The 24,250-nt window shown below is 54.2% G+C and carries 25 protein-coding genes and 3 tRNA genes; 13 read left to right on the top strand and 15 right to left on the bottom strand.

Features of this window, described 5'->3' with window-relative positions:
• Positions 1-117: 117 nt before the first annotated feature.
• The 9 genes from deoC to DSD31_RS22035 all read right to left on the bottom strand — a co-directional run bounded on the left by deoC (position 118) and on the right by DSD31_RS22035 (position 8,000).
• On the bottom strand, positions 118-897 hold the full coding sequence (gene deoC / locus DSD31_RS21995; RefSeq protein WP_004857657.1) for a deoxyribose-phosphate aldolase: 780 nt from the start codon (positions 895-897) through the stop codon (positions 118-120).
• Between the two features lie 468 nt (positions 898-1,365).
• On the bottom strand, positions 1,366-2,145 hold the full coding sequence (locus DSD31_RS22000; RefSeq protein ID WP_004857654.1) for a metal-dependent hydrolase: 780 nt from the start codon (positions 2,143-2,145) through the stop codon (positions 1,366-1,368).
• Positions 2,142-3,215: a patatin-like phospholipase family protein gene (locus DSD31_RS22005; RefSeq protein ID WP_032716534.1), complete on the bottom strand. Its 1,074-nt coding sequence runs from the start codon at positions 3,213-3,215 to the stop codon at positions 2,142-2,144. Before DSD31_RS22005 ends, DSD31_RS22000 begins: the two co-directional genes overlap by 4 nt.
• A gap of 250 nt (positions 3,216-3,465) precedes the next feature.
• A complete protein-coding gene (locus DSD31_RS22010; RefSeq protein WP_004857650.1) occupies positions 3,466-3,627 on the bottom strand; it encodes a DUF1328 domain-containing protein in 162 nt (53 codons plus the stop codon).
• Between the two features lie 254 nt (positions 3,628-3,881).
• Positions 3,882-4,493, bottom strand: a complete 612-nt coding sequence (osmY, locus tag DSD31_RS22015) for a molecular chaperone OsmY (protein WP_004857647.1) — start codon at positions 4,491-4,493, stop codon at positions 3,882-3,884.
• A gap of 218 nt (positions 4,494-4,711) precedes the next feature.
• Complete coding sequence (prfC, locus tag DSD31_RS22020; RefSeq protein WP_004857644.1) at positions 4,712-6,301, bottom strand: peptide chain release factor 3; 1,590 nt, start codon at positions 6,299-6,301, stop codon at positions 4,712-4,714.
• 91 nt (positions 6,302-6,392) lie between these two features.
• Positions 6,393-7,070, bottom strand: a complete 678-nt coding sequence (gene yjjG, locus DSD31_RS22025; RefSeq protein ID WP_004857643.1) for a pyrimidine 5'-nucleotidase — start codon at positions 7,068-7,070, stop codon at positions 6,393-6,395.
• 101 nt (positions 7,071-7,171) lie between these two features.
• On the bottom strand, positions 7,172-7,618 hold the full coding sequence (gene rimI / locus DSD31_RS22030; RefSeq protein ID WP_054829012.1) for a ribosomal protein S18-alanine N-acetyltransferase: 447 nt from the start codon (positions 7,616-7,618) through the stop codon (positions 7,172-7,174).
• A complete protein-coding gene (locus tag DSD31_RS22035; protein ID WP_004857639.1) occupies positions 7,587-8,000 on the bottom strand; it encodes a DNA polymerase III subunit psi in 414 nt (137 codons plus the stop codon). The genes rimI and DSD31_RS22035 overlap by 32 nt, the downstream gene beginning before the upstream one ends.
• A 205-nt stretch (positions 8,001-8,205) precedes the next feature.
• On the opposite strand from DSD31_RS22035, the gene rsmC reads away from it, so the two are divergent.
• The 4 genes from rsmC to DSD31_RS22055 all read left to right on the top strand — a co-directional run bounded on the left by rsmC (position 8,206) and on the right by DSD31_RS22055 (position 9,721).
• Complete coding sequence (rsmC, locus tag DSD31_RS22040) at positions 8,206-9,234, top strand: 16S rRNA (guanine(1207)-N(2))-methyltransferase RsmC (protein ID WP_004857637.1); 1,029 nt, start codon at positions 8,206-8,208, stop codon at positions 9,232-9,234.
• A 167-nt stretch (positions 9,235-9,401) separates the two neighbouring features.
• Positions 9,402-9,488: transfer RNA gene (locus tag DSD31_RS22045), tRNA-Leu, on the top strand.
• A 28-nt stretch (positions 9,489-9,516) separates the two neighbouring features.
• Positions 9,517-9,603, top strand: a tRNA-Leu gene (locus DSD31_RS22050).
• Positions 9,604-9,634: 31 nt separating this feature from the next.
• Positions 9,635-9,721, top strand: a tRNA-Leu gene (locus DSD31_RS22055).
• Positions 9,722-9,742: 21 nt separating this feature from the next.
• Here the strand turns inward: DSD31_RS22055 and DSD31_RS22060 are convergent.
• A complete protein-coding gene (locus tag DSD31_RS22060; protein ID WP_032716607.1) occupies positions 9,743-9,982 on the bottom strand; it encodes a DUF1435 domain-containing protein in 240 nt (79 codons plus the stop codon).
• Positions 9,983-10,246: 264 nt separating this feature from the next.
• On the opposite strand from DSD31_RS22060, the gene DSD31_RS22065 reads away from it, so the two are divergent.
• Positions 10,247-11,293, top strand: a complete 1,047-nt coding sequence (locus DSD31_RS22065; RefSeq protein WP_015585190.1) for a GGDEF domain-containing protein — start codon at positions 10,247-10,249, stop codon at positions 11,291-11,293.
• A gap of 112 nt (positions 11,294-11,405) precedes the next feature.
• Positions 11,406-12,194, top strand: a complete 789-nt coding sequence (fhuF, locus tag DSD31_RS22070) for a siderophore-iron reductase FhuF (RefSeq protein ID WP_004857631.1) — start codon at positions 11,406-11,408, stop codon at positions 12,192-12,194.
• Between the two features lie 43 nt (positions 12,195-12,237).
• Here the strand turns inward: fhuF and DSD31_RS22075 are convergent, their stop codons facing one another.
• Entirely contained in the window at positions 12,238-13,581 is a 1,344-nt protein-coding gene (locus DSD31_RS22075; protein WP_004857629.1) for a PTS cellobiose transporter subunit IIC, read from the bottom strand.
• A gap of 339 nt (positions 13,582-13,920) precedes the next feature.
• Between DSD31_RS22075 and DSD31_RS22080 the strand changes: the two genes are divergently transcribed.
• Positions 13,921-14,379, top strand: a complete 459-nt coding sequence (locus DSD31_RS22080; protein WP_004857627.1) for a YbaK/EbsC family protein — start codon at positions 13,921-13,923, stop codon at positions 14,377-14,379.
• A gap of 16 nt (positions 14,380-14,395) precedes the next feature.
• Here the strand turns inward: DSD31_RS22080 and bglJ are convergent, their stop codons facing one another.
• The 4 genes from bglJ to pobA form a co-directional block, all read right to left on the bottom strand.
• Positions 14,396-15,073 carry a DNA-binding transcriptional activator BglJ gene (gene bglJ, locus DSD31_RS22085; RefSeq protein ID WP_048024233.1) on the bottom strand — a complete coding sequence of 226 codons (678 nt, stop codon included), beginning with the start codon at positions 15,071-15,073 and terminating at the stop codon, positions 14,396-14,398.
• On the bottom strand, positions 15,022-15,774 hold the full coding sequence (locus DSD31_RS22090) for a helix-turn-helix transcriptional regulator (RefSeq protein ID WP_113991308.1): 753 nt from the start codon (positions 15,772-15,774) through the stop codon (positions 15,022-15,024). Before DSD31_RS22090 ends, bglJ begins: the two co-directional genes overlap by 52 nt.
• A gap of 262 nt (positions 15,775-16,036) precedes the next feature.
• Positions 16,037-16,906 carry a helix-turn-helix domain-containing protein gene (locus DSD31_RS22095; RefSeq protein WP_004857621.1) on the bottom strand — a complete coding sequence of 290 codons (870 nt, stop codon included), beginning with the start codon at positions 16,904-16,906 and terminating at the stop codon, positions 16,037-16,039.
• 22 nt (positions 16,907-16,928) lie between these two features.
• Positions 16,929-18,113, bottom strand: a complete 1,185-nt coding sequence (gene pobA / locus DSD31_RS22100; RefSeq protein ID WP_015585193.1) for a 4-hydroxybenzoate 3-monooxygenase — start codon at positions 18,111-18,113, stop codon at positions 16,929-16,931.
• Between the two features lie 286 nt (positions 18,114-18,399).
• Between pobA and DSD31_RS22105 the strand changes: the two genes are divergently transcribed.
• From DSD31_RS22105 to opgB, 6 genes are all read left to right on the top strand, one after another.
• Positions 18,400-19,176, top strand: coding sequence for a threonine/serine exporter family protein (locus DSD31_RS22105; RefSeq protein ID WP_015585194.1), 777 nt, complete (start codon positions 18,400-18,402; stop codon positions 19,174-19,176).
• Positions 19,167-19,640: a threonine/serine exporter gene (locus DSD31_RS22110; RefSeq protein WP_004857614.1), complete on the top strand. Its 474-nt coding sequence runs from the start codon at positions 19,167-19,169 to the stop codon at positions 19,638-19,640. Before DSD31_RS22105 ends, DSD31_RS22110 begins: the two co-directional genes overlap by 10 nt.
• 201 nt (positions 19,641-19,841) lie before the next feature.
• The gene (gene dnaT, locus DSD31_RS22115) at positions 19,842-20,381 is read left to right on the top strand and encodes a primosomal protein DnaT (protein WP_004857612.1); all 540 of its coding nucleotides are present in this window, start codon (positions 19,842-19,844) and stop codon (positions 20,379-20,381) included.
• Between the two features lie 2 nt (positions 20,382-20,383).
• Positions 20,384-21,121, top strand: coding sequence for a DNA replication protein DnaC (gene dnaC, locus DSD31_RS22120; RefSeq protein ID WP_015585195.1), 738 nt, complete (start codon positions 20,384-20,386; stop codon positions 21,119-21,121).
• A gap of 65 nt (positions 21,122-21,186) precedes the next feature.
• Complete coding sequence (locus DSD31_RS22125; RefSeq protein ID WP_004857608.1) at positions 21,187-21,681, top strand: YjjA family protein; 495 nt, start codon at positions 21,187-21,189, stop codon at positions 21,679-21,681.
• 257 nt (positions 21,682-21,938) lie between these two features.
• On the top strand, positions 21,939-24,230 hold the full coding sequence (gene opgB / locus DSD31_RS22130) for a phosphatidylglycerol--membrane-oligosaccharide glycerophosphotransferase (RefSeq protein ID WP_015585196.1): 2,292 nt from the start codon (positions 21,939-21,941) through the stop codon (positions 24,228-24,230).
• The last annotated feature ends 20 nt before the right edge of the window (positions 24,231-24,250 follow it).

Consider the following 24,250-nt stretch of genomic DNA (forward strand, 5'->3'; position numbering starts at 1 on the left):
CGTTATCTGCGCCCGCGCTAAGTTCCTGTAGCCCGGCCGAGCGTCGCGACGCCGGGAATCTCCCGGCGTCGGCGCAGCTGCGCCTCATCCGGGCTACGGTTTTGTCACCGTGACGCCTTAGTAGCTGCTGGCGCTCTTACCGTCGCCGTGCCCCAGCGCTTTCAGCAGGCTTGCCAGCAGGCTGGATGCGCCGAAACGATAGTGGCGAGAATCCGCCCAGTCGGCACCGAACAGTTCATCGGCAATGGCCAGGAACTGCTGCGCATCTTCAGCGCTGCGGACGCCGCCCGCAGGCTTAAAGCCAACGGTTTTCTGTACGCCCATATCGCGGATCACTTCCAGCATGATACGTGCGCTTTCCGGCGTCGCGTTTACCGGGACTTTACCGGTCGAGGTTTTGATGAAATCCGCCCCGGCTTTAATAGAAATTTCAGAAGCTTTACGAATTAACGCTTCTTCTTTCAGCTCACCGGTTTCGATGATCACTTTCAACAGCACGTTGGCCGCCGCGCAAGCCTCTTTACAGGCCTTCACCAGATCGAATCCGACCTGCTCGTTACCCGCGATCAGCGCGCGGTACGGGAATACCACGTCAACTTCGTCCGCGCCATAAGCGATAGCCGCACGGGTTTCCGCCAGCGCGATATCGATATCATCGTTACCATGCGGGAAGTTGGTGACCGTGGCGATACGGATATCCGGGGTGCCTTGCGCGTTCAGCGTTTTACGCGCGATCGGGATAAAGCGCGGATAGATGCAGATAGCCGCTGTATTCCCTACCGGTGTTTTTGCCTGATGGCACAGAGCGATCACCTTTTCATTGGTGTCATCGTCATTCAGCGTGGTCAGGTCCATCAGTTTCAACGCGCGCAGGCTGCTTGCAGATAAATCAGTCATTTTACACTCCGACGGCTTATTGCCGGTTCAATAGTTTGTTCACCTTGCGAGTCTGTTACTATTGTAACATCACCTCGCCGTTACACTTCGACATTCATCACAGTTAATGAAAACTCATAGAGAATTTGCATTACTGTAATGTGACACAGGTCACCTTTATGAGTGCAGTATTGCGCTGCAAAACGCCATGTTTACTTTAAGCATAATCAAAATCCGCAGACGCAACTTAATGTTAATATAATAACATAAAACCACAGAATACCTCGACAACAGCGAGTGCATTTTGTGCTAAAAATTGAAAAACAGGCAATAACCAATGAAAAATAAGTAAGTTACTAAAAAAAGGAAATGATGGAATTATAACATCCGCAGAGGAGTGAGAAAGGGAGGTATCCGGGAATACCGGCGATGAAGCCGCAGCCTCTTCACCGCGGCTGACGCACGAGCGTCATCACTGAGAGTGGGACGTCACAGGGTACAGAACAACGCTTTCGTATTGTGAATCAACGCATTGGCAATGACATCCGCAGGTTCCTGCCGCAGTTCACATAGCGAGGCAAAGACACGGGCCACCTGCTCGGGCCGATTTGGCTGCCCCTGAAAACCATTGAGCGGCATATCCGGCGCATCCGTCTCCAGCAGCAGTGCCGATAGCGGTAGACGCGCCATGACATCACGCGTTTTACTGGCGCGTGGGTAGGTTATGGTTCCGCCGACGCCAATTTTATAACCTGCCTGAACGAAACGTTCCGCTTGCTGCAGGCTTCCCGCGAAACCATGCACCACGCCGGTTCTCGGCAGAGCATGTTTTTTCAGCAGCATCGCCAGCTTATCGTGAGTACGTCGGGAGTGCAGAATCACCGGCAGATCGTAACGCTTCGCCAGCCGCAGCTGCGCTTCCAGCATGACCTGCTGGCGCTCAAACTGCGGATCGTCACGATACAGATCGAGCCCCGTCTCCCCCACCGCGACCAGCTTTCGGTGGCGTTGGCGCAGGCACTCCTCCAGGCGCTCAAGACTGCGCTCATCATGCCGCTCGATCGCAATGGGATGCAGTCCCACGGCGGCATAAATCGCTTCATGCTGCTCCGCCAGCGCTAATACGCGGGGGAAATTTTCCGCTTCAATGGCCGGAACAATTATCTGCGTCACCCCGGCTTGCGCCGCCCGGGCAAGACTCTCGGCGGCATGGCCGGCGAAGGGCGGGAAATCAAAATGACAATGCGTATCGATAAACGTCCACGTCATGCCAGATCCTCGTTATCAAAGCTGGCATCATTAGCCTGCGGGGCGGTCACGAAAGTGGCCGGGTGAGAATCGTTGGCGACGGAAGCCGCCGGCACCACAACCGAGGCCGGCTGCGTGATTCGCGGCAGATGACGCACCAGCGGTGGACGGTCGGCCAGCATTTTGCCGACCGTCGCGAGGAAATAACGTCCGCACTGTCGCCCGGTCTTGTAGTCTTCCAGCAGCGCCGGTAAACGGCTTCCCAGCGCCATACTTTTAAGCGGTTTCTGCGGATAAATTTCCAGGATGCGCAGCTTACCCGGCGGCTTCTCAATAAACTGTTGGGTAGTGCGATAGGTGGCCTCGTGATGCTGGACCAGGTTCACAAACGGCTGCAGGCTGCTTTCCCCCAGCCAGCGCTCCATTCGCTTAAACCACTGCGGGGTATAGAACATCTGCGAAGGCACCGTACGGATAACCACGATGGTTTGCGCCCCGCGTCGGGCCGCCTCCTGTACGGGAATCGCATCGCTGACGCCGCCATCCAGATAGCTGATGCCGTCCAGCATGACGCCGCTGCGATAGAAACCGGGGATCGCGCTGGAGGCGCGGATCAGATCGAGCCACGTGGTCTGGGTGGGAGCAAAATAGTCTGGCGTATAATCATCGCCCCGGCAGGCGCACATCCACAGCTCTTTCCCCAGGGCGAACTGCTCCTCCGCATAGCTCATCGCCAGCGGCATTTTTTGCGCCGTGGTCTCCACCAGCCAGTCAAGATCGATGAGATTACCGCCGCGGACAAAACGCATAGGATCGAAAAATTCCCGGGCCGTGGTGTAACGGGTGATGACCTTGCGGGCGTAGCCCTGCTGGTTGCACATGTAGGCCGACAGGTTCTGCGCCCCGGCGGATGTCCCCAGCATAATGTCAAAGGGGTTGAATCCCGCGCGCATAAACTCATCCAGTACTCCGGCGGTAAAAATACCTCGCTGACCGCCACCCTCGCACACCAGGCCAAGCTTGCCCGGAAGAAATGGTTTGACAGACAACGGCGCAATGTTGCCAAGCGTTACGGGAATTCGATGTCCCACCCTGCTTTCCTGTTATGTTTTATTGTACCAGCCCAAAATCATTCGGTAGGGTCTCCCCCCGGCGCTCCCGGCCCGTCGGGCGGCATTCACCGCCCGCAAGGGATCTGAAATCCTGACGTCCATCGCCGCGCCGTCCTGCAATTATTACCCCCCTGAAACCACGAAAGCCAGTCCTGAGGACTGGCTTTATGTAAAACGCTATGTCATTAAAACGCCTTTCGCGTCTTGCGCGGCAGGGAAAGACCGCTTTCTATGGGCGCCGGCGCCCGGTAAACAGGCTAACCAGGAACAGAATAATACCGACGACAAAGACGATTTTTGCAGCCCAGGCAGCCGTACCCGCCAGGCTACCAAATCCTAACGCGGCGGCAATCAGTGCAATGACCAGAAAAATAATGCCCCATCGAAACATAATGTGCTCCTTACCATAGTGGATAACGGTCGCTTTTCTGCGCGCTCAGGCCGCGCATAAATCAACCCTGTCATGCTCTTTTTCTTCACTCGTCATACGTCGAATTGCTGGTGGTCGGGCGATGCCCGTGTTCCTCGATAAAATGACCTGAATAAGCGCCAGAGGATTCATTTGTTTACCTCCCGCATGTCATTCAACGCATAATTCAAAGAGTTGAATAGTTAGCGGGAAATAACGTTATTAAATGAATGGGTTTATTTAACGCTGAGATTATTTTCTACGTTTTTAACACCAGAAACGGCTTTGGCAATGTCTGCCGCGCGATCCGCCTGCTGACGTGAATCAACGGTTCCGGATAAATGTACGGTCCCGTCACGGGTCTCAACCGTTACCTTTCGCGACGGCACAATGTCATCCGCCAACAGTTTGGCTTTAACTTGACTGGTAATGGCCGTATCGCCCGCGTACCCTTCCAGGCTGGCAGACTTCTCTGCGACCACGTTCAACTGGTCATTCACGGTGGTGACGCCTTTGACCGTTTTCGCGGCGTTCACCGCCAGATCTTTTTGCTCCGCGCTGTCAACCGAGCCGCTCAGTGTCACCACTTTATTCTCAGTTTTCACAGAGATATCGCTGCTGCGAATATTTTTATCGTCAATCAGCGCCGCTTTCACTCTGGCGGTGATGGTGCTGTCATCCATAAAATCGCCGACTTTATTCAGCGAGCTGTCGACGGCCTGACCGGCGCTGGTGGCAACCGATTGTGCGCTGTTCGCCGGCGGATTTTCTGCATATGCCGAGGCGCTTATCATGGCTGAGCCTAAGAAGAGAGCCAGCAACGTCCCGGCATCCTTTAGTCTTGTCATCTCTCTGTCCTCGTTATTTCTATATCGCTAAAGCAAAATAAGTAGCTTATTAAGCCAGAATCTTAAAAATTACTTATTAAATATAGTAGAAGGTCATGAAAGAGACGGAAAATATGTACAAAAAGTCACGCTGACGGGGATCTTTAAGAACTTTCTATAACGCGGGAAACGACGAAAAAATAGCGTGGAGCGCGGTGAGAGCCGCGCTCCGGAAGGGATTAGTGCTCGCGAGTTTTACGGAACAGAACGTCAGGATAGCGTTCCTGCGTCAGGTTCAGGTTAACCATAGTTGGCGCGATATATGTCAGATTATCACCGCCATCGAGGGCCAGCTGAATTTCGTTTTTACGCTTAAATTCCTCAAATTTTTTCACGTCGGTGGATTCCACCCAACGCGCGGTCGCCACGTTCACCGATTCGTAAATCGCTTCAACGTTGTATTCACTCTTCAGACGAGCCACGACCACATCAAACTGCAGCACACCGACCGCGCCGACAATAAGATCGTTATTGGCGATCGGACGGAAGACCTGTACCGCGCCCTCTTCAGAAAGCTGTACCAGCCCTTTCAGCAGCTGTTTCTGCTTCAGCGGATCCTTCAGGCGAATACGGCGGAACAGCTCCGGTGCGAAGTTCGGGATACCGGTGAACTTCATCATCTCGCCCTGGGTGAAGGTATCGCCGATCTGAATCGTGCCGTGGTTGTGCAGACCGATAATATCGCCCGGCCAGGCCTCTTCCACATGAGAACGGTCGCCGGCCATAAAGGTCAGCGCATCGGAAATCACCACGTCTTTGCCCGTACGGACCTGACGCAGCTTCATGCCCTTCTCATACTTACCGGACACCACGCGCATAAAGGCCACGCGGTCACGGTGTTTCGGATCCATGTTGGCCTGAATTTTAAAGACGAAACCGGTAAATTTCTCTTCTTCCGCCGTCACTTCACGGGTATCGGTTTTACGCGGCATCGGCGCCGGCGCCCACTCAACCAGGCCATCCAGCATATGATCCACGCCGAAGTTACCTAAGGCCGTACCAAAGAAGACCGGGGTGATTTCGCCGGCGAGGAACAGATCTTTATCAAACTCGTTTGAAGCGCCCTGTACCAGCTCCAGCTCATCGCGCAGCTGCTGCGCCAGATCTTCGCCGACGGCCAGATCGAGATCCGGGTTATTCAACCCTTTCACGATCCGCACTTCCTGAATCGTGTGGCCCTTACCGGTCTGATAGAGATAGGTCTCATCTTTGTAGAGATGGTACACGCCCTTAAACAGCTTACCGCAGCCAATCGGCCAGGTGATCGGCGCGCAGGCAATACGCAGTTCGTTCTCCACCTCATCCAGCAGCTCCATCGGATCGCGGATATCACGGTCGAGTTTGTTCATGAACGTCAGGATCGGCGTATCGCGCAGACGGGTAACTTCCATCAGCTTACGGGTACGATCTTCAACGCCTTTTGCCGCATCGATGACCATCAGACAGCAGTCCACCGCCGTCAGGGTACGGTAGGTATCTTCGGAGAAGTCTTCGTGGCCCGGGGTATCCAGCAGGTTAACCAGGCTGTTGTGATACGGGAACTGCATCACCGACGTGGTAATGGAGATACCACGCTGTTTTTCCATCTCCATCCAGTCTGATTTTGCATGCTGGCTGGAACCACGGCCTTTAACGGTACCGGCGGTCTGAATCGCCTGTCCGAACAGTAATACCTTCTCGGTGATGGTCGTTTTACCGGCATCCGGGTGAGAGATAATGGCAAAAGTGCGGCGTTTGGCCACCTCTTGCAGATAAGGAGACAACGTCATAATTGATTCTTCTTAGTAAACGCGGCAACCGGCCACGCATGTGGAATACGAAAAATTGCGGCTATTTTACCCATCAATGGGGGGGAGGCAATCAGTGTTTACACAGGAGCTGCTCCAGGTCGCTTAAAGAGGTCACCGTCCAGTCGGGGTGAAGATCGGCAGGCAATTCACGCTGATGGGCATTCAGCCAGCAGGTGGCAAGGCCGGCATTCACCCCGCCGCGGATATCGGACTCTGCCGTATCGCCGACCATCAGCACGCGGGAACGATCGGGATGACCCGCCTGCGCCAGCGCATATTCAAAAATGCGCGCGTCCGGCTTCGCCACGCCGACCTCTTCAGAAATAATCAATAAATCAAAGTGATCGCGTAAGCCGGTGCGTTCCAGACGAATCTGCTGCAGCGAGGTAAACCCGTTGGTGATGATCCCCATCTTCACCTTCCCCTGCAGCGCATTCAGCAGCGATATCGCCCCAGGCAGCGGCGAGCAGATCTCGGCCATCGCATTCATAAAGGCGTCGTTGAGTTCGCCCGGCGGCACGCTGAGGCGCTCCGCCCAGCTATTAAAACGCTGATGTTGCAGCTGCAGCGCAGTGATCGTGCCGTTTTGATAGTCCACCCACAGGGGTTTGTTCACGGCCTGATAGTCCTGAAAATCTTCAGCGCTAAAGGTCACGCTATAGTCGAGAAACATTCGCTGCAGACCGGTAAAAGAATCAAATGTAAACAGCGTTTCATCGGCATCAAAGAAAATCCAGTCCCACTTCATCATATCACCCTGTCATTGCCCGCCACACAGGCGTCTTGTTACAGCAGGTCTGAACAGCACAGCGTCAGACTTACCCTTAAAAAAGCCTGGCGAACAGGCCGTTACATACTGACTGGCAACGCCATTATGATCGCATCCTCACGCCCGTCGGCCGTGGGATAATAGTTGCGACGAATGGTTGCCTCGTTAAAACCTAAGCTCTCGTAAAGTGCGATAGCGGCTACGTTCGACGCACGCACTTCCAGCCACAGCGTTGCGACCCCGCGTTTCTCGACCTCATCAATCACCTGCTCCAGCAGCGCTCGCCCAAGGCCACGCCGCTGAAAAGCCGGGTCGACGGCGATGTTAAACAGCGTCGCTTCATCGAGGATAATTTGCGTAATCGCGAAGGCCGCCATCTCGCCATCAACCGTTAGTTGAAGGTTGAGATAACGTTCCCCCTGATTGCTGGCAAAGGTTTGTTCGCTCCACGGAAAAGCGTGGGCGCGTTGTTCTATTTGCCAGGCACGGGGCAAATCAGCCGTGTTGAGGGTAGAAATCGTGTTCATGAGCGCAGATTTGTTGCCAGAGCGCCATACGGGCAGGCGCGCTGGTCTGGAGTTCATCAAAAGCGGGCGTCGAAACCTGCGCGCCCGCCAGCAGTAACGGTGCGTCAGTACCCAGCCGCCAGCTGTTGCAGCGGCTATCCTGCGGCAACATAGCCACGCGATCCGGCGTGAGCTGCAGTACCTGATCCGGCGACAGCGCCAGAGCACGTAGAATATCGCTGATGAGCGGTTCAGTCAGCGACGGCGGGTTTTCTGCCACCATCACCAAACGAATATGCCCTGGAAGCGAGATAGCGATTTCACCCTGTAACGCCCCGGGGCGACGCAGCGACCACCGGGTGATACCCAGCTGCTGTAATTGCCACTCTCGTCGGGAAGTCATAGCAAAACACTCCTGTTAATTAAGCGCGCAATATAGCAAATCCCGCTTATCTGCGCCAACAAACTACGAACGACGCGCCCGCCGCTCGCTCAGAGGTGAGGCGTATAGCGTTATCCGCGCGCAGGCGGCGCCAGCAGCGCCAACAAAGAGGCAGCATTCTGGATAACGTGTATAATCGGCGCCAGTCTTAATGAAGGAGTGTTTCATGTCTGCTTTTACCCCGGCAAGTGAAGTCTTGCTGCGCCACAGTGATGATTTCGAACCCGCACGCGTTCTGTTTGCCGGTGACCTGCAGGATGACCTGCCCGCACGTCTGGACACCGCGGCCAGCCGCGCCCACACCCAGCAGTTTCACCACTGGCAAGCCCTGAACGGCCAGATGGGCGAAAACGTACGTTTTAGTCTGGTCGCCGAAGCCAGCGACGTTGCCGATTGCGACACGCTGATTTACTACTGGCCCAAGAACAAACCGGAAGCGCAGTTTCAACTGATGAACCTGCTGTCGCTGCTACCGGTCGGCATTGACGTTTTCGTCGTCGGTGAAAACCGCAGCGGCGTTCGCAGCGCCGAACAGATGCTGGCCGAATATGTCCCTCTGACGAAAGTGGACAGCGCACGTCGCTGCGGGCTGTATCACGGGCGTCTGGAAAAACAGCCGACGTTCGATCCGCAGCAGTACTGGGGCGAATACCCGCTGGAAAATCTGACCATTAAAACGCTGCCAGGCGTATTCAGCCGTGACGGACTGGATATTGGCAGCCAGCTGCTGCTCTCAACGCTGACGCCGCACACCAAAGGTAAAGTGCTCGATGTCGGCTGCGGCGCAGGCGTGCTGGCGACCGTCCTGGCCAGCCACTCGCCGAAGGTCCGCCTGACGCTCTGCGACGTCAGCGCGCCGGCGGTCGAAGCGAGCCGCGCAACGCTCGCTGCCAACGGCATTGAAGGTGACGTGTTCGCCAGCAATGTGTTCTCCGAGGTGAACGGTCGTTTCGACATGATTATCTCCAACCCACCGTTCCACGATGGCCTGCAGACCAGCCAGGAAGCTGCGCAAACGCTGATTCGCGGCGCGGTCCGTCATCTGAACAGCGGCGGGGAGCTGCGTATTGTCGCCAACGCCTTCCTGCCGTATCCGGATGTGCTGGATGAAGTCTTCGGCTTCCATGAAGTGATTGCCCAAACCGGTCGCTTTAAAGTTTACCGTACCGTCATGACCCGCCAGGCGAAAAAATAATTTTCATCTTCTCCGGCGGCAGGGCAACCCCGCCGCCGGTTCCCCCCCTCAAATTCGACCATTTTTGCAACAATCAATCCAGGCCACACAATTAACTATTGACGTATAGCTGAAAACCACTAGAATGCGCCTCCGTGGTAACGATACTTTCATAGTGTCGATGGTATGCGAAGGTGGCGGAATTGGTAGACGCGCTAGCTTCAGGTGTTAGTGTCCTTACGGACGTGGGGGTTCAAGTCCCCCCCCTCGCACCATAAACCACGCAGATATCGCTCGCACTGTGCGAAGGTGGCGGAATTGGTAGACGCGCTAGCTTCAGGTGTTAGTGTTCTTACGGACGTGGGGGTTCAAGTCCCCCCCCTCGCACCAACGAGGCGATATCAAAAATTAAGAATACTGTGCGAAGGTGGCGGAATTGGTAGACGCGCTAGCTTCAGGTGTTAGTGTCCTTACGGACGTGGGGGTTCAAGTCCCCCCCCTCGCACCAATATTCTTACCCTTCTCTGTATTACCCCATCAGCTTCAAATTCAACGCCATCAGCATCATTCCACTGATTAACGCTACGCATGACGGCAACAGTACGAAATGCCGTAAACGCCGGTGCCAGATCATCAATGCCGTCATCAATAGACCGACCGCGATCAGCCCACGCCAGGCATCTACCGACAGGCCAGCCCCTCCCAGTACAGCAACCAGTATCCCAGGCAACAGTACTGCCCATCCACTGCCCAAAGCTCGCTGCAACATGTTCCCACCTTTCCAATCGATAATGATAACCAATATCATATGATAGCGTTTATCATTTGTCATGTTTTGCCCATCAGGATATTTCGTTCTTTACGTTCGGCCTGATGACATAGATTGGTGAAGGTGATAAATTAAACGCGCCGTAGTAATGTATTAAAATATTTGATTATTTCGCAAAAAACCGCACTGTGTGCAGTGCTTTTTATCGTTCATTTTTGGCAGCCATCATTTTGAAATTTAATGACTAATAACGACACGCCCAATATGACTGCACAATCCTGGCAAAAACATTATGATAAAAAATATCAATATTCCTTACGGCTCTTTTTGCTGCTGAATTTTATTTCTGCGGTTTTCTCGCTAATCAGTCCGCTCTATACCCCCGTCAGCTTTACCTTTCCCTGCGCCCTGATCGTTATACTCAGCGCCGCCCTGGCGCTATGGCACTGGAAATTTTCACGGCGTAAAATAAGTATTCCTTTTATTTCTCTGATATTTGGTGTGCTGTGGGCGTCGCATATAACGGAAAAAGCATTGTTACTGCCGGTGCCTCATTTTAACTTTCTGGTCATTGCGTTATTAAGCATATTGTTTATTGGCGCTATCGCATTCCCCAATAATATCATTGCCTTTACCCTGCACTCTTTACCCACGTTTATTGCCTGTCTGTTTCTTGCCGAAGGTGAACAGTGGTTACGTATGTTGTATTGCCTCACGCTCCCCATTGCCGGCATTATGTTGCAGAGCATCATTCAAAAACGCAGCGATGCCTTCACCCAGGGGCTGATGGATAAATTACTGCAGGAACGCAACACCCTGAACGATCTGAGTATGTTGGACCCTCTCACCGGTTTATATAACCGGCGCGGCCTGCAGAACCGCCTGGATACCCTTCTGGCGGTGAGTGACAGTGACCATCATGTGCTGCTGCTGGATATTGACCACTTTAAAGCCTACAACGACCACTATGGTCATATGATGGGCGATCAGGCATTGATTCAGGTCTCCGCTGCGATTCGCAATGCCGTACGATCGCGTGATATCGTCGCGCGCTTTGGCGGTGAAGAGTTTATGGTGCTGTTAACAAACAGCACGGCGGAAGCGGCTTCGCTGGCCGCCGAGCGTATCCGCCAGCAGGTTTACGATTTGAAAATTCCCCATATGTTTAATGAAAGCGTCGCCACCAATGTCACCATTAGTATTGGCATGACGCCCCTCATGGACTCCGATATTGATGGCGCCCTGAAAAGAGCCGATACGGCGCTCTATGAAGCAAAGGGCCAGGGACGCAACATTATCCTCGCCAGCTGATCCCGCCGCCGCGTGGTACAGCGCACGCGACGCAGACAAATATCTTGCCATCGCCCGGACAACTAACTAGTATCACTAATCATTATCATTTAGATTCATATCTGGCGATTTGATGGCTTACCGTTCTGTTTCATTCCGCAATGACATCATCTGGCAGGCTCCGTTGCTGCCGGCCGAAGATGCGTTGGCGAATGCGATTCGGGAAAAAATCACCACCCTTCGTCCCCATCTGCTGGATTTTCTTCGCCTTGATGAAGAGGCCCCGTCTTGCGCATTGACGCTCGCAGAATGGTCAACGCCCACGGTACTCAGCTCTCTGCTGGCAACCTGGTCCGATCATATCTATCGCAACCAGCCGACGATGCCACGTGAACAGAAACCGCTGCTCTCACTTTGGGCGCAATGGTATATCGGCCTGCTAGTGCCACCGCTGATGCTGGCGCTGCTGAGTGAAGAGACCGCCATCAGTGTTGCCCCGGAGCGTTTTCGCGTTGAATTTCATGAAACGGGCCGCGCGGCCTGCTTCTGGATCGATGTCAAAGCAGACTCCTCCGCCAGACCCCATTCGCCGCAAACGCGTATGGAAACGCTGGTGACCCACGCCCTGCTGCCGGTGGTACAGGCGCTGGAAGCGACCGGTGATATCAATGGCAAGCTTATCTGGAGTAATACCGGCTATCTGATCAACTGGTATCTGGGAGAAATGAAAGCGCTGCTGGGGGACGAACAGGTTGCCGCCCTGCGTCAACACTGCTTCTTTGAAAAGCAGTTTGCTGATGGCCAGGACAATCCGCTGTGGCGAACGGTGATTTTGCGGGAAGGATTGCTGGTGCGCCGCACCTGCTGTCAACGTAATCGTCTGCCAGACGTTCTTCAGTGCGGAGACTGCACGCTGAAATAATGCCATTCACGGCGGGCGGCATTCGGGCCGCCCGCCGGTTATCTTATGCTGTCTGCTGACTCTCTTCTTCCAGACGCTGAGCCTCTTCAGCCTCCTGCGCCAACAGCTGTTTCTCATACACCTTAAAGAACGGGAAGTAGATAATCGCGGAGACGCAGGCCAGAATAACCACCAGAATTGCCGCCCGGAAATCCCAGCCCAATGCCCACGCGCCGCCAATGGGCGCCGGAGCCGTCCACGGTACAACTGAAATCACTCGTCCAATCAGATCCAGCTTCATCGCCGCCCAGGCCAATACGGCGTTAACCATCGGTGCCAGCAGGAACGGAATAAAGAAGACCGGGTTCATGACGATAGGCGTGCCGAAAATAACCGGCTCGTTAATATTAAACAGGCTTGGCACGACGCTCAGCCGACCGATTGAACGCAGATGCGCCGACCGGCTGCGCAGATAGCAGAAGACCAGGCCCATTGTGGCGCCAGACCCCCCGATAACAATAAAGAAGGTCCAGAACGCCTCCATAAAGATATGCGGCAGCGGCGCGCCCTGAGCCAGCGCCTGCTGGTTCATCCCGAGGTTAGTCAGCCAGAACATTTGCAGCATGCCAGAGACAATCGCCGCGCCGTGGATCCCGGCGAACCACAGCAGATGGCCGATCAGCACCGCCAGTAAAATCGCCGGCAGCGAGTCCGCTGCGGATACCAGGGGTTTAAAGATGGCCATGATGGCCTGCGGAATAAGCATGTCAAAATGGTGCTGAATAAACAGGCTGAGCGGATAGAGCGTCAACACCACCACCAGCACCGGAATGAGCAGATCAAAGGAGTTTTTGATCATCGGCGGCACCTGATCCGGCAGGCGAATACCGATATTGTGCGCCTTCAGGAAACGCATCATTTCAACGCAGTACACGGCCACCAGAATCGCCGTAAAAATCCCCGTACCGCCGAGGCTATCGACCGGCAGGGTGCCGTTCGTTTTTGGCGCCGCCACCAGCAGAAAAGCCATAATGGACAGCATGCTGCACATGAAGGGATCGAGCTGATGGGTCTTCTCATAATGCTTGCCGAGGTTATAAGAGATCGCGGCGCAAATGTAGATAGACATAATGCCCATCGTCATATCAAACGGCGTCAGAATCCGCCCTTCAAACTCTTTCGCCAAATCCAGCCAGGCGCGTGCAAACCCCCAGGTGGTATCAGGCGAAAACGGCGGGTAGGCAAAGACCAGCAGGAATGACCCGACAATCATAAACGGCATTGCCGAGATGAAACCGTCACGGATAGCCATCACGTGGCGCTGCGACGAGATTCGCCCGGCGACAGGGCTTATATAATTTTCTACAAAGCGAAATATCAGATTAAACGCAGCATGGTTAGCAGACATAGCAGCCCTCCTGACAGGCTTTAGATACTGGCCCAACAACGATTATTCTGCCGTTGTGATGAAAGATGTTCTGTGAACGGACAGCCACGCCGGCCATTCCATTCTCTATACTGTTCAAGTCAGCACGATTCATACACGGCTCTTTGTTATATGTGATACAGGGAAGTTACCCATCCAGTATTCATCTGAGCGAGCAGAACAGCAACCGGTTACAGTAACCGGTTACGGTGATTGTGAAGAAGATCCAGAAATTGGAATAATTCCTGATTCTCAATCAACAATATTTACACTCCTCCGGCCTTGTGACAGATTAAATCGGTCATTAATCAGGAGATCCCAATGAGCCTGCAGTCCGTGCGGCAGTTTTTTGCCGAACATGCCCCCGATATCGACATCATCGAGCTAAATCAAAGTACGGCCACCGTTGCCCTGGCAGCCGCCGCGCATCATGTCGAACCCGGGCAAATCGCCAAGACCCTTTCGTTAAAAGTGAAAGAACAGGTCATCCTTGTTGTCGCCAGCGGCAACGCCCGGCTGGATAATAAAAAACTGAAGGACGCATTTGGCGCGAAAGCTCGCATGCTCAGCAGTGATGAGGTCGTGATGTTGACCGGGCATCCGGTGGGCGGCGTGTGTCCTTTCGGGCTGGAAAATCCGCTGGCGATCTACTGCGATATTTCGCTAAAACAGTACCCGGAAGTCTTACCGGCAGCAGGCGCTATCCATAGCGCAGTGCGCATTTCACCGGACAGAATGGCGCAGTTGACCGAAGCGACCTGGATTGATGTTTGCCAGTAGCATACCTGGAGCACGGCTACGCTATCCCTTCCCCCGCAGCGTCCTGGCAGCATGGCGGCGGGAAATGGATCAAAATATCGGCTGCGCTCAGCAGCCCGAGATCGGAGCTGATACCCAGCCTGGCCATCGCATTGCACTTGTGGGCGCGAATGGTTTTGATATTCCGCTCCATCTGCACCGCTATCTCTGACAATGAATAGCCACAGGCTATATAGCGAAGAATTGTTTGCTCCATAGAACTGAGGCGATGACCGTAGAGCGCCTTGCGGCTGGCAGGTTCATTACGGGGGGCTATTTGTTGCTCAAGTAGCCGAAATAGCTGCTCCTGCAGCGTTTCACGGCCGCAGGCTTTATTTAAAACGCCGTGCAGCTGGAATGGCACCAGCTGAGTAATTAAGTCACGCTCTGCTCCGCTATTCGCCAGAATAATTCGCAGAATATTTGGATGGGTATAAGCAGCCTCCTGAAAAAAAAGCAAACTTTCCAGTCGCAGCTGACGATGACCGGAAAGCGAAAAAATAATCGCAGTGACCTGCCTGATATTCATCGTTTGCGTCAATGACTGAACATCTTTGAAAAAATGAATGCTACTATTTTCGTTATAACGATCGTTTAAGATAAAACGAAGCGCCGTCTCCGTCATTACGCACGGTTCGATGACAGCAATGCGTTGCGCTTCGCTACGCTTCTCCATTCCTGCAGCTCTCCATGTTCTGAGTATATATTCAACTCTTTCATCCCTTGTTCACTATTAATCCAGGCATACATCTGCGCATTGCCATTCAAAGATAAACGGCGCATAGCGCTATTTTTTTGCGCGCTAATCGTCTTATTACTTTTTTTCAATAACGAGGCTATTTGATTAATTCCCCAGCCCTTTGCCAGAAGCCGTAAAACCTTGCGCTCAGATAAAGTCAGCGTGCTTATCATCTCCGGGCTCATCGATACCGTATCGGTTGGCGTATTGAGAAAAGTCGCTTTATCATTCGTGACAGCCACATCCTCCGGGCGCCTCGCTTCTGCCGCGCATATCGCTGCGCCTAAACGTACCACCGGCGCCATGTCGGAAACTAATGTACTGTTATCACGGACTAAAAATATCTGGGCCGCGCGATCGCTGGCGCGCCCGACAATATAAACCCAGTGAATATCTTTATACTGACTCATTAAAAAACAATAATATTCACAAACTTCCTGAGGCTGGCTGAGGTCACCGGACAGGTCGACAATAACCTGCCGGGTTCGACCCAGTTCGGTTAGCGTGAGCTCCTCCGGCGAACGGCAGCAGCTGAATATATAGTCGGGGAGACATTCACTGGTGATGGTTTTTAAGCCGGACTGCATAACCGGTATTTTGCTGATGATGATGCCGCACTGATCATGTCCTGATAACATAAACCCTCCGTTTTCTGTAGAAGATTCACGTCTGGCATAAAACAGATGGCCCCCCTGGCAACCATAATATTATTTTGCCAGGTGAATCCGTGTCACCCCTGGCGAACGTTTCGGCCTTACGCTCTGTACCAATTTTAGTGTGGGGAATTGCATTGCTGGCCTTAGCAATAAACGACATTAGCATACATAAAGAGCAACAATAAATTAGAAAAAATGAAAGCAGACTTTAGAAAGAATTACGCAAAACCTGTCACATCATATTTTATTTAATTTCATTCCTGAATGTTTTTGGCGATACGCCGCTATAGCGACGAAAAAAACGGGAAAAATAAGTCGCATCTGAAAACCCCAAATAATCAGAAAGTTGAGTCACAGTCATCGTGGTATATTGCAAATTACGCCGCGCCTCCAGCATCAGTCTTTGGTGCAAAACCCCTAAGGCACTGCAGCCATGAAATTCACGACACAAATAATTGAGGTGCGTCGCCGACAGCCCAACCTGGCGGGCGTATTCCGCCAGCGGCAGATGTTCGCGGTAATGACTTTCAATAAGACGAGAGAAATGGCGCATGACGCTGCGCTTTCGTTCCGCTTTCCCTTCGGCGACCGACGTCGGGCGGCACTGCCGGTTCAGCCAAACCAGCAGCGCCCCTAAAAGCGAGTGCAGCATCATTTCCCGGGCATCCAGCTCTTCGCAATACTCTTCCCGTAATGCCGTAAACAGCGCACGGATATGCCCGCGGGAGTGCTTAACGGGCACGCACTGCGGCTGGCCGAGGACATCAAGCTGGCGGCCAAACTGGCGTTCAAAATGGCTGAGCAACGGCAGCGCCAGCGACAGAACATAGCCCTGCGTGCCGGGTGAAAAACGAAACCCATGAATGCACAACGCCGGCACCACCTGAATACAGGATTCGGTCATCACGGTGGTAGTCCCTTCAATTTCGATCTCCGCCCTGCCTTTATGCAAATAGAGCAGCTGCACCATCTCCGCATGCTGATGCATGCGGATATGCCACTCATACAGGCTGCTGCGCTGCAAAATCGACTCGCAGTGCAGGAGATCGGGCGTAGGCCAGTCGCGCTCTTCGCCATACAATTTAAAAACGGGAACGGTATTGGTGGCCTGCATGACAACTCCAGCTGTTGATTCCCTACGCCACACGCTCCATGGGCAAACCCACATAGTTTTCCGCTATGGTGGTCAACCCGGCGCGCGATCCGAGGTAATAGCGACGGTCCGCCGCCTGCATTTTTTTATCAAACTCGCTTTGCTGCGGAAAATCATGCAGCAGGCGGGTCATAAACCAGCTGAACCGTTCCCCCTTCCACACCCGATCAAGAGCAAAACGAGAATAACTCGCCAGCAGATCGATGCGACCGCGGTGATAATACTCCCGCAGAATGCGCCACAAATAGTTCACATCGGAAGCGGCCAGATTCAGCCCTTTTGCTCCGGTCGGCGGCACGATATGCGCCGCATCGCCCACCAGGAACAGCCGCCCGTACTGCATCGGCTCCACCACGTAGCTACGCAGCGGTGCAATGCTTTTCTCAAGTGAGTGACCAGTCACTAACTTGCCAGACAGCTCATCCGGCAGACGGCGTTTCAGCTCATCCCAGAAACGTTGGTCCGACCATGCCTCAACCTTGTCGCTCAGCGGGACCTGCAGATAGTAGCGGCTTCTTGTTAGTGAGCGCTGACTACACAATACAAATCCCCGCTCATGGTGAGCATAAATCAGCTCCGGGTTGACCGGCGGCGTGTCCGACAGCAGCCCCAGCCAGCCAAACGGCCAGATGCTTTCATACTCTTTAAGAATGTCACGCGGGATGCTTTGTCGCGAGACACCGTGAAAACCATCGCAACCGGCAATAAAATCACACTCGAGGCGGCAGGTTTCCCCGCCGCTGACGAAGGAGACTGACGGCCGATCGCTCTTCGCATCCTGAATCGTCACGTCGCTGACGCCATAAATAACCGGCGCTCCGCAGTCAGCACGCGCCGCCATTAAATCCCGGGTCACTTCGGTCTGGCCGTATACCATCACGCTTTTGCCACCGGTCAGCTCTGTCAGCGCAACCGGTACCCGCTGCCCCTCAAATAAAAACTCAACCCCATGATGCACCAGCCCCTCCGCATCCATGCGCTGCGATACCCCGGCCTCTCGCAGCAGGTCGACGGTACCGCTTTCCAGAATCCCCGCCCGGATGCGCCCCAGCACATATTCCGGCGTTTGCCGCTCGAGAATAACGGTTTCGATCCCGGCTCGATGCAACAGTTGTCCCAGCAGCAGCCCGGAGGGGCCCGCCCCGATAATCGCGACCTGTGTTTTCATAGGATTGCCTCACGCTCGATGGTTAATTATTTGTTTGTTTTTTGTTTAATAAAAGTTCTCTCCTGCATTTTTGATAACCCGGACGAGAAAAAGAAGGCAAAAATCCGTACAAAAAATGCACTTTTCAACAGTTTTAAGAAAGTGTGGCGGAGTTCAAATTCTATTTCGGCCGCCTGCGGCGACTTTTTGCACATTGTTTGATCCGGTCCCCCTCAGAGAAAGCGCGAGTTCAGGTTAAAGTAGCAACAGACATGACGGCATCGGATGTGACGGACAGCGGGTATTTATGCAAGCAGATCGGGCAGTTCAGCGCACAATTACGCGACTATGTATTCAGTGTGGACTTTTCTTGTTACAGCATGGCGCAGAGAGCGCGCTGGTTGAGGAGCTCTCGACTCGTCTGGGGCGGGCGCTCGGCATGGACAGCGTTGAAAGCGCCATCTCCTCGAATGCGATTGTGCTCACCACGATTAAAGACGGCGAGTGCCTGACCTCTACGCGTAAAAACATCGATCGCGGCATTAACATGCACGTGGTGACGGAAGTGCAGCATATTGTGATTATGGCCGAGCATAAGCTGCTGGATTATAAAGATGTGGAGAAGCGCTTTACGCAGATTAAGCCGCTGCGCTATCCGCGCTGGCTGGTGGTTCTGATGGTGGGGCTCTCCTGCGCCTGTTTCTGCAAGCTCAACAACGGTGGCTGGGACGGTGCGCTGGTCACCTTCTGCGCCAGCACTATCGCCATGTATATCCGCCAGCTCCTGACCCATCGCTCGATGCATCCGCAGATAAACTTCTGCATCACCGCCTTTGTCGCCACCACCATCTCCGGGCTGATGCTGCGCCTTCCCGCCTTTACCAACACGTCAACGGTGGCGATGGCCGCCAGCGTACTGCTGCTGGTGCCCGGCTTCCCGCTGATTAACGCCGTTGCGGATATGTTTAAAGGGCATATCAATACCGGCCTGGCGCGCTGGGCGCTGGCCAGTCTGCTGACGCTGGCCACCTGCATTGGCGTGGTGATGGCAATGACCATGTGGGGGCTACGCGGATGGGCATAATCTCGTATCTGTGCGCGCTGCTTCAGGATATGGCGCTGTCGGCCATTCCGGCCGCCGGGTTTGCCATGGTGTTTAACGTACCGCAGCGCGCGCTGCGCTGGTGTGCGCTGCTGGGAGCGATCGGCCACGGTTCGCGTATGGTGATGATGACCGCAGGATTCAATATTGAATGGGCGACGTTCCTCGCCGCTCTGCTGGTTGGCAGCATCGGCATTCAATGGTCCCGCTGGTACCTGGCGCATCCCAAAATTTTCACCGTCGCAGCCGTGATCCCGATGTTCCCCGGTATTTCTGCCTATACGGCGATGATCTCGGCGGTGAAAATCAGCCATTTTGGCTACTCGGAAGAGATGATGATCATGCTGCTGAGTAATTTCCTCAAGGCTTCCTCCATCGTTGGCGCCCTCTCTATCGGTCTTTCCATTCCGGGTCTCTGGCTGTACCGTAAGCGCCCGCGGGTATAGCAGGGATTTGGCCCGACGCTGTGCTACTATAGCCAATGGATTTCAGTTTGCTTTACTGCGACAGCCGCGGGGATCCCGATACGCTGCCTGAAACCAGCGGGTCGGATTAACGCCCGTAGTCAGCAATGAAGCACCTGAAAAACGACAGGTATCCGGGGGCGATTACCCCTCTCTATTGTTGTTCAGAATTGAGATAGTGTTATGTCTTCGCGAATATTAACCACCGATTTTAGCGGCCTGGATGATTTTATTCAGGACCATGCGGCCGTTCTCGCAAAATCGGCCAGCGGCGCGGTTGCCGTTTTTGCTAACAATGCCCCAGCGTTCTACGCGCTCACGCCGGAACGTCTGGCGCAGCTGCTGGAGCTGGAAGCAAAACTGGCTCGCCCCGGCAGCGATGTTGCGCTCGATACGCAGTTTTTCGACGAACCCGGCGCAGCGCCAACCGCTATCCCCGTGGGGAAATTCGCCATGTATGCCGACTGGCAGCCGGACGCTGATTTCCAGCGCATGGCCGCGCTGTGGGGCATCGCCCTCAGCCAACCGGTGACGCCGGAAGAGCTGGCGGCGTTTGTCGCCTACTGGCAGGCGGAAGGCAAAGTCTTTCATCATGTGCAATGGCAGCAAAAGCTGGCGCGCAGCGTACAGATCGGCCGGGCCAGCAACGGCGGCCAGCCGCGGCGCGATGTGAATACGGTCAGCGAACCAGATAGCCATATTCCACGAGGTTTCAGAGGATGAGCATGAAAAACGTTGGCGACCTGATGAAGCGTCTGCAAAAAATGATGCCAGCCCATGTCGAACCGGCGTTTAAAACCGGCGAAGAGCTGCTGGCCTGGCAAAAAGAGCAGGGCAAACTGCGTTCTGAAGCGCTGGAGCGCGAAAACCGCGCCATGAAAATGCAGCGGACGTTTAACCGCTCCGGCATCCGTCCGCTGCACCAGAACTGTTCGTTTGAAAATTATCGGGTCGAGTGCGAAGGCCAGATGAACGCGCTGTCCAGAGCACGCCAGTACGTTGAAGAGTTTGACGGCAACATCGCCAGTTTTATCTTTTCCGGCAAACCCGGCACCGGCAAAAACCATCTGGCTGCCGCCATTTGCAACGAGCTGCTGCTCCGCGGGAAATCGGTATTGATCATCACCGTCGCTGATATTATGTCGGCGATGAAAGAGACGTTTGGCAATCGGGAAACCAGCGAAGAACAGCTCCTTAACGATCTGAGCAAGGTCGATCTGCTGGTGATCGATGAGATCGGGATGCAGACGGAGTCGCGCTACGAGAAAGTGATCATCAACCAGATAGTCGATCGCCGCTCCTCATCAAAGCGCCCGACCGGGATGCTGACCAACAGCAACATGGACGAGATGAACAAGCTGCTCGGCGAGCGCGTCATGGATCGTATGCGTCTTGGCAACAGCCTGTGGGTCATCTTCAACTGGGACAGCTATCGTCATCGGGTCACCGGCAAAGAGTATTAAGATATTTCCGAACTCTGCCGGGGTTATACTGCAGAAATGCTTAAGTAACCATGATGAGTACACTGATGAAATCTGCAAAATTCTTATTCCGCACCGCCTTGATTGCCGGCGTTTTTTTTGCCGCCGGCGCCCACGCAGCCTCCTGGCAGGACTCTCTTTCCAGCGCCGCCAGCCAGCTTAGCAGCCAGAGCGGCTCTCAGGAAAGCGGCGCCCTGTCGATGTCTTCGCTGACCAGCCTGCTGAACGGTGGCAGTCAGTCCCTGACCGCCAGCAGCATGAACAATGCCGCCGGGATTATGTCCTACTGCGCCAAACAAAAACTGGCCTCGGTCACCAACACGGAAAACGTCAAAAATCAGGTTCTGGATAAACTCGGCCTCAGCACGCCGGAAAAACAGAAAGAGGACACCAGCTATCTGGAAGGGTTGCAGGGGCTTCTGAGCAATAATAGCGGTCAGCAGCTGAACCTCAACACGCTCGGCAGCAGCCCGCTGGCGGAGAAAGTGAAAACCAAAGCCTGCGATCTGGTCTTAAAACAGGGCGTTAACTTCCTCTCCTGATTTTTTTCACTGACGCCGCGTTTAACGCCTTAGCGCTGTTAACGCGGCTCCAGCCATGATTTTCGTCATTCTTCAGCACACGATCCTCGTTGTTCAGGGATGTGACCCCGATCAAAAACGACCATTTCTAAACCAATTCTGAACTACTGCACAGTTTCATGACTCTACAATTGCAGCCATATGGCACTGCAATTACAGTGTAGCGTGGAAAATAGTCTATCCTGCCAGCGGTCAACTGGCGCTAATGAGGATGAATTGTGTCAGAGTTGTTATCCATCGCCTTGTTCCTCACCTCGGTGGTGATTTATGCCTTAAAAGCCGGTCGTAACACCTGGTGGTTTGCCGCCACGTTAACGGTGCTGGGGCTGTTTGTGGTGCTTAATATTACCCTCTATGCCAGCGACTACTTCACCGGGGACGGTATTAACGACGCGGTCCTCTATACGTTGACCAACAGCCTGACCGGGGCTGGCGTCAGTAAATACATTCTTCCCGGCGTCGGGCTGGTAGCGGCGCTGGTGACCGTATTCAGCGCGCTGGGATGGGTGTTGCGCCGTCGCCGCCACCATCCTCATCATTTCGGCTACAGCCTGCTGGCGCTGGTTCTGGCGCTGGCCTCCGTGGATGCCAGCCCGGCGTTTCGTCAAATCAGCGAACTGGTCAAATCGCAGTCCCGCGACGGCGATCCCGATTTTATCGCCTATTACAAAGAGCCGGCGAAGAGCATTCCGAACCCGAAGCTGAACCTGGTCTATATCTACGGGGAAAGCCTCGAACGCACCTATTTTGATAACGACGCCTTTCCCGATCTGACGCCCGAACTCGGCAAACTAAAAAACGAAGGCCTCGATTTCAGCAACACCACCCAGCTTCCGGGTACCGATTACACCATCGCTGGCATGGTGGCTTCCCAGTGCGGTATTCCTCTGTTTGCGCCGTTTGAAGGCAACGCCTCCGCCTCGGTCTCCAGCTTCTTCCCGCAGAATATCTGCCTCGGCGACATTCTGAAAAACTCCGGCTATGAAAACTATTTCGTACAGGGCGCCAACCTGCGTTTCGCCGGCAAAGATGTGTTCCTGAAATCACACGGTTTTGACTACCTGTACGGCGCTGAAGAGCTGAAAACCACGGTTGCCGACCCCGCTTACCGCAATGACTGGGGCTTCTACGATGACACCGTTCTGGATGAAACCTGGAAAAAATTCGAAGAACTTTCTCAATCCGGCAAACGCTTCTCGCTCTTTGCGCTGACGGTCGACACCCATCATCCGGACGGTTTTATCTCCCGCACCTGCCAGCGTAAAAGCTATGACATCGGCGGGAAAAAGAATCTCTCCTTTAGCGCGGTCACCTGTAGTCAGGAGCATATCGCGGCATTGATTGAGAAAATCAAAGCCTCTCCGTATTTCAAAAATACGGTCATCGTGGTCTCTTCCGATCATCTGGCGATGAAAAACACCGCCTGGGACTATCTCAACAAACAGGATCGCAGCAACCTGTTCTTTGTTCTGCGCGGCGACCAGCCGCAGCAGGAGACGCTGGCCGTGAAGCGCAACACCATGGACAACGGCGCCACGGTGCTGGACATCCTTGGCGGCGATAACTTTATCGGTCTGGGCCGCAGCAGCCTGTCCGGACAATCGCTGTCCGGTATTTTCATGAATATGAAAGAGAAAGTGCTGGCCTGGAAACCGGATATCATCCGCCTGTGGAACTTCCCGAAAGAGATGAAAAACTTCACCATCGACAGCCAAAAGAACACGATCTCATTCTCCGGCAGCCATTTCCGCCTCCCGCTGCTGCTGCGGGTATCCGATAAACGCGTTGAGCCGCTGCCGGAGAGTGAATATTCCGCCCCGCTGCGCTTCCAGCTGGCCGATTTTGCCCCACGGGATAACTTCGTGTGGATCGATCGCTGCTACAAAATGGGCCAGCTGTGGTCCTCTGAGCTGGCGCTCTCCACCGACTGGTGCGTTTCCCAGGGCCAGCTCGGCGGCGAACAGAAGGTGCAGCATGTTGATAAGCCCCGGTGGCAGGGAAAAACGGCGTTTAAAGATACCGTTATCGATATGCAGCGCTACAAAGGCAACGTCGATACCCTGAAGATCGTCGATAACGATATTCGTTACAAAGCCGACAGCTTTGTCTTTAACGTTGCCGGCGCGCCGGAAGAGGTCAGGCAGTTCAGCGGGATCTCCCGCCCGGAATCGTGGGGCCGCTGGTCTAACGCCCAGCTCGGCAGCGAGGTGAAGATTGAATATAAAGAGCCGCTACCGGAAAAATTCGATCTGGTGATTACCGCCAAAGCCTACGGGCCGAACGCCAATAAACCGATCCCGGTCCGCGTGGGCAACAGCGAACAAATCCTCACCCTGGCCAACGAGGTTTCCACCACCACTCTGCATTTCGACAATCCGTCGCGCAGCGATACGTTGATTATCGTTCCGCCGGATCCGCAGTCCACCAACGAAGGGAATATCCTTGGCCACGCGCCGCGTCAGCTGGGAATCGGCATGGTGGATCTTAAAGTGGTAAAAAGCGACGGTTAACGCTGCCGCCCCGGCTCATG

The organism is Klebsiella sp. X13, from assembly GCF_003323835.1.
GTDB lineage: Bacteria > Pseudomonadota > Gammaproteobacteria > Enterobacterales > Enterobacteriaceae > Klebsiella > Klebsiella ornithinolytica.

Bases quoted from the DNA above. Each gene is read 5' to 3' on its own strand.
- DSD31_RS22065 (WP_015585190.1), top strand. From the start codon at position 10,247: ATGACTGCACAATCCTGGCAAAAACATTATGATAAAAAATATCAATAT.
- fhuF (WP_004857631.1), top strand. From the start codon at position 11,406: ATGGCTTACCGTTCTGTTTCATTCCGCAATGACATCATCTGGCAGGCT.
- deoC (WP_004857657.1), bottom strand. From the start codon at position 897: ATGACTGATTTATCTGCAAGCAGCCTGCGCGCGTTGAAACTGATGGAC.
- pobA (WP_015585193.1), bottom strand. From the start codon at position 18,113: ATGAAAACACAGGTCGCGATTATCGGGGCGGGCCCCTCCGGGCTGCTG.
- DSD31_RS22095 (WP_004857621.1), bottom strand. From the start codon at position 16,906: ATGCAGGCCACCAATACCGTTCCCGTTTTTAAATTGTATGGCGAAGAG.
- DSD31_RS22110 (WP_004857614.1), top strand. From the start codon at position 19,167: ATGGGCATAATCTCGTATCTGTGCGCGCTGCTTCAGGATATGGCGCTG.
- DSD31_RS22075 (WP_004857629.1), bottom strand. From the start codon at position 13,581: ATGTCTGCTAACCATGCTGCGTTTAATCTGATATTTCGCTTTGTAGAA.
- osmY (WP_004857647.1), bottom strand. From the start codon at position 4,493: ATGACAAGACTAAAGGATGCCGGGACGTTGCTGGCTCTCTTCTTAGGC.
- dnaT (WP_004857612.1), top strand. From the start codon at position 19,842: ATGTCTTCGCGAATATTAACCACCGATTTTAGCGGCCTGGATGATTTT.
- dnaC (WP_015585195.1), top strand. From the start codon at position 20,384: ATGAAAAACGTTGGCGACCTGATGAAGCGTCTGCAAAAAATGATGCCA.
- DSD31_RS22080 (WP_004857627.1), top strand. From the start codon at position 13,921: ATGAGCCTGCAGTCCGTGCGGCAGTTTTTTGCCGAACATGCCCCCGAT.
- yjjG (WP_004857643.1), bottom strand. From the start codon at position 7,070: ATGAAGTGGGACTGGATTTTCTTTGATGCCGATGAAACGCTGTTTACA.
- rsmC (WP_004857637.1), top strand. From the start codon at position 8,206: ATGTCTGCTTTTACCCCGGCAAGTGAAGTCTTGCTGCGCCACAGTGAT.
- DSD31_RS22035 (WP_004857639.1), bottom strand. From the start codon at position 8,000: ATGACTTCCCGACGAGAGTGGCAATTACAGCAGCTGGGTATCACCCGG.
- DSD31_RS22125 (WP_004857608.1), top strand. From the start codon at position 21,187: ATGAAATCTGCAAAATTCTTATTCCGCACCGCCTTGATTGCCGGCGTT.
- rimI (WP_054829012.1), bottom strand. From the start codon at position 7,618: ATGAACACGATTTCTACCCTCAACACGGCTGATTTGCCCCGTGCCTGG.
- DSD31_RS22010 (WP_004857650.1), bottom strand. From the start codon at position 3,627: ATGTTTCGATGGGGCATTATTTTTCTGGTCATTGCACTGATTGCCGCC.
- bglJ (WP_048024233.1), bottom strand. From the start codon at position 15,073: ATGGAGAAGCGTAGCGAAGCGCAACGCATTGCTGTCATCGAACCGTGC.
- prfC (WP_004857644.1), bottom strand. From the start codon at position 6,301: ATGACGTTGTCTCCTTATCTGCAAGAGGTGGCCAAACGCCGCACTTTT.
- DSD31_RS22105 (WP_015585194.1), top strand. From the start codon at position 18,400: ATGCAAGCAGATCGGGCAGTTCAGCGCACAATTACGCGACTATGTATT.
- DSD31_RS22060 (WP_032716607.1), bottom strand. From the start codon at position 9,982: ATGTTGCAGCGAGCTTTGGGCAGTGGATGGGCAGTACTGTTGCCTGGG.
- DSD31_RS22090 (WP_113991308.1), bottom strand. From the start codon at position 15,774: ATGTTATCAGGACATGATCAGTGCGGCATCATCATCAGCAAAATACCG.
- DSD31_RS22000 (WP_004857654.1), bottom strand. From the start codon at position 2,145: ATGACGTGGACGTTTATCGATACGCATTGTCATTTTGATTTCCCGCCC.